At 62.4% G+C, this 3,620-nt stretch carries 4 protein-coding genes and 1 pseudogene; 1 reads left to right on the top strand and 4 read right to left on the bottom strand.

Annotated features, from left to right (window positions below):
- Positions 1–475: 475 nt before the first annotated feature.
- Positions 476–1,126, bottom strand: coding sequence for a tetracycline resistance transcriptional repressor TetR(A) (gene tetR(A), locus KYC_RS21560; protein ID WP_000164043.1), 651 nt, complete (start codon positions 1,124–1,126; stop codon positions 476–478).
- A gap of 105 nt (positions 1,127–1,231) precedes the next feature.
- Between tetR(A) and tet(A) the strand changes: the two genes are divergently transcribed.
- Positions 1,232–2,431, top strand: a complete 1,200-nt coding sequence (gene tet(A) / locus KYC_RS21555) for a tetracycline efflux MFS transporter Tet(A) (protein WP_000804064.1) — start codon at positions 1,232–1,234, stop codon at positions 2,429–2,431.
- On the opposite strand, the gene KYC_RS21550 is transcribed toward tet(A), so the two are convergent.
- From KYC_RS21550 to trfA, 3 genes and pseudogenes are all read right to left on the bottom strand, one after another.
- On the bottom strand, positions 2,362–2,829 hold the full coding sequence (locus tag KYC_RS21550; RefSeq protein ID WP_223155915.1) for a GNAT family N-acetyltransferase: 468 nt from the start codon (positions 2,827–2,829) through the stop codon (positions 2,362–2,364). The genes tet(A) and KYC_RS21550 overlap by 70 nt on opposite strands.
- 72 nt (positions 2,830–2,901) lie before the next feature.
- Positions 2,902–2,974, bottom strand: a pseudogene (locus KYC_RS29950) (TetR family transcriptional regulator); the annotation flags it as partial.
- Between the two features lie 19 nt (positions 2,975–2,993).
- On the bottom strand, positions 2,994–3,620 hold a 627-nt coding region (trfA, locus tag KYC_RS21545; RefSeq protein ID WP_008166362.1), incomplete at its 5' end, for a plasmid replication initiator TrfA.

Genomic DNA, 3,620 nt, shown 5'->3' with positions numbered 1-3,620 from the left:
GCTGGAAGCCCCGTAGCGACGCGGAGAGGGGCGAGACAAGCCAAGGGCGCAGGCTCGATGCGCAGCACGACATAGCCGGTTCTCGCAAGGACGAGAATTTCCCTGCGGTGCCCCTCAAGTGTCAATGAAAGTTTCCAACGCGAGCCATTCGCGAGAGCCTTGAGTCCACGCTAGATCTATCTCATCTGCGCAAGGCAGAACGTGAAGACGGCCGCCCTGGACCTCGCCCGCGAGCGCCAGGCGCACGAGGCCGGCGCGCGGACCCGCGCCACGGCCCACGAGCGGACGCCGCAGCAGGAGCGCCAGAAGGCCGCCAGAGAGGCCGAGCGCGGCCGTGAGGCTTGGACGCTAGGGCAGGGCATGAAAAAGCCCGTAGCGGGCTGCTACGGGCGTCTGACGCGGTGGAAAGGGGGAGGGGATGTTGTCTACATGGCTCTGCTGTAGTGAGTGGGTTGCGCTCCGGCAGCGGTCCTGATCAATCGTCACCCTTTCTCGGTCCTTCAACGTTCCTGACAACGAGCCTCCTTTTCGCCAATCCATCGACAATCACCGCGAGTCCCTGCTCGAACGCTGCGTCCGGACCGGCTTCGTCGAAGGCGTCTATCGCGGCCCGCAACAGCGGCGAGAGCGGAGCCTGTTCAACGGTGCCGCCGCGCTCGCCGGCATCGCTGTCGCCGGCCTGCTCCTCAAGCACGGCCCCAACAGTGAAGTAGCTGATTGTCATCAGCGCATTGACGGCGTCCCCGGCCGAAAAACCCGCCTCGCAGAGGAAGCGAAGCTGCGCGTCGGCCGTTTCCATCTGCGGTGCGCCCGGTCGCGTGCCGGCATGGATGCGCGCGCCATCGCGGTAGGCGAGCAGCGCCTGCCTGAAGCTGCGGGCATTCCCGATCAGAAATGAGCGCCAGTCGTCGTCGGCTCTCGGCACCGAATGCGTATGATTCTCCGCCAGCATGGCTTCGGCCAGTGCGTCGAGCAGCGCCCGCTTGTTCCTGAAGTGCCAGTAAAGCGCCGGCTGCTGAACCCCCAACCGTTCCGCCAGTTTGCGTGTCGTCAGACCGTCTACGCCGACCTCGTTCAACAGGTCCAGGGCGGCACGGATCACTGTATTCGGCTGCAACTTTGTCATGCTTGACACTTTATCACTGATAAACATAATATGTCCACCAACTTATCAGTGATAAAGAATCCGCGCGTTCAATCGGACCAGCGGAGGCTGGTCCGGAGGCCAGACGTGAAACCCAACAGACCCCTGATCGTAATTCTGAGCACTGTCGCGCTCGACGCTGTCGGCATCGGCCTGATTATGCCGGTGCTGCCGGGCCTCCTGCGCGATCTGGTTCACTCGAACGACGTCACCGCCCACTATGGCATTCTGCTGGCGCTGTATGCGTTGATGCAATTTGCCTGCGCACCTGTGCTGGGCGCGCTGTCGGATCGTTTCGGGCGGCGGCCGGTCTTGCTCGTCTCGCTGGCCGGCGCTGCTGTCGACTACGCCATCATGGCGACGGCGCCTTTCCTTTGGGTTCTCTATATCGGGCGGATCGTGGCCGGCATCACCGGGGCGACTGGGGCGGTAGCCGGCGCTTATATTGCCGATATCACTGATGGCGATGAGCGCGCGCGGCACTTCGGCTTCATGAGCGCCTGTTTCGGGTTCGGGATGGTCGCGGGACCTGTGCTCGGTGGGCTGATGGGCGGTTTCTCCCCCCACGCTCCGTTCTTCGCCGCGGCAGCCTTGAACGGCCTCAATTTCCTGACGGGCTGTTTCCTTTTGCCGGAGTCGCACAAAGGCGAACGCCGGCCGTTACGCCGGGAGGCTCTCAACCCGCTCGCTTCGTTCCGGTGGGCCCGGGGCATGACCGTCGTCGCCGCCCTGATGGCGGTCTTCTTCATCATGCAACTTGTCGGACAGGTGCCGGCCGCGCTTTGGGTCATTTTCGGCGAGGATCGCTTTCACTGGGACGCGACCACGATCGGCATTTCGCTTGCCGCATTTGGCATTCTGCATTCACTCGCCCAGGCAATGATCACCGGCCCTGTAGCCGCCCGGCTCGGCGAAAGGCGGGCACTCATGCTCGGAATGATTGCCGACGGCACAGGCTACATCCTGCTTGCCTTCGCGACACGGGGATGGATGGCGTTCCCGATCATGGTCCTGCTTGCTTCGGGTGGCATCGGAATGCCGGCGCTGCAAGCAATGTTGTCCAGGCAGGTGGATGAGGAACGTCAGGGGCAGCTGCAAGGCTCACTGGCGGCGCTCACCAGCCTGACCTCGATCGTCGGACCCCTCCTCTTCACGGCGATCTATGCGGCTTCTATAACAACGTGGAACGGGTGGGCATGGATTGCAGGCGCTGCCCTCTACTTGCTCTGCCTGCCGGCGCTGCGTCGCGGGCTTTGGAGCGGCGCAGGGCAACGAGCCGATCGCTGATAGAGGTTTATAGCGGCTTCGTTCCCTTCCGCAACCGTCAGCATGATCTGCTCCACATGCTCGCGGCCATAGTCTATCACCGCCCGCAGCAGCATACCGGCGACCCCTCGGCCTCGCTGTTCGGGCTCCACGAAAACGCCGGACAGATGCGCCTTGTGAGCGTCCTTGGGGCCGTCCTCCTGTTTGAAGACCGACAGCCCAATGATCTCGCCGTCGATGTAGGCGCCGAATGCCACGGCATCTCGCAACCGTTCAGCGAACGCCTCCATGGGCTTTTTCTCCTCGTGCTCGTAAACGGACCCGAACATCTCTGGAGCTTTCTTCAGGGCCGACAATCGGATCTCGCGGAAATCCTGCACGTCGGCCGCTCCAAGCCGTCGAATCTGAGCCTTAATCACAATTGTCAATTTTAATCCTCTGTTTATCGGCAGTTCGTAGAGCGCGCCGTGCGTCCCGAGCGATACTGAGCGAAGCAAGTGCGTCGAGCAGTGCCCGCTTGTTCCTGAAATGCCAGTAAAGCGCTGGCTGCTGAACCCCCAGCCGGAACTGACCCCACAAGGCCCTAGCGTTTGCAATGCACCAGGTCATCATTGACCCAGGCGTGTTCCACCAGGCCGCTGCCTCGCAACTCTTCGCAGGCTTCGCCGACCTGCTCGCGCCACTTCTTCACGCGGGTGGAATCCGATCCGCACATGAGGCGGAAGGTTTCCAGCTTGAGCGGGTACGGCTCCCGGTGCGAGCTGAAATAGTCGAACATCCGTCGGGCCGTCGGCGACAGCTTGCGGTACTTCTCCCATATGAATTTCGTGTAGTGGTCGCCAGCAAACAGCACGACGATTTCCTCGTCGATCAGGACCTGGCAACGGGACGTTTTCTTGCCACGGTCCAGGACGCGGAAGCGGTGCAGCAGCGACACCGATTCCAGGTGCCCAACGCGGTCGGACGTGAAGCCCATCGCCGTCGCCTGTAGGCGCGACAGGCATTCCTCGGCCTTCGTGTAATACCGGCCATTGATCGACCAGCCCAGGTCCTGGCAAAGCTCGTAGAACGTGAAGGTGATCGGCTCGCCGATAGGGGTGCGCTTCGCGTACTCCAACACCTGCTGCCACACCAGTTCGTCATCGTCGGCCCGCAGCTCGACGCCGGTGTAGGTGATCTTCACGTCCTTGTTGACGTGGAAAATGACCTT

Origin of the sequence: Achromobacter arsenitoxydans SY8 (assembly GCF_000236785.1) — a bacterium.
Classification (GTDB): domain Bacteria; phylum Pseudomonadota; class Gammaproteobacteria; order Burkholderiales; family Burkholderiaceae_B; genus Achromobacter; species Achromobacter arsenitoxydans.
The sequence above is the reverse complement of the archived record's forward strand: the minus strand, read 5'-3'. Positions and strand labels throughout refer to the sequence as shown.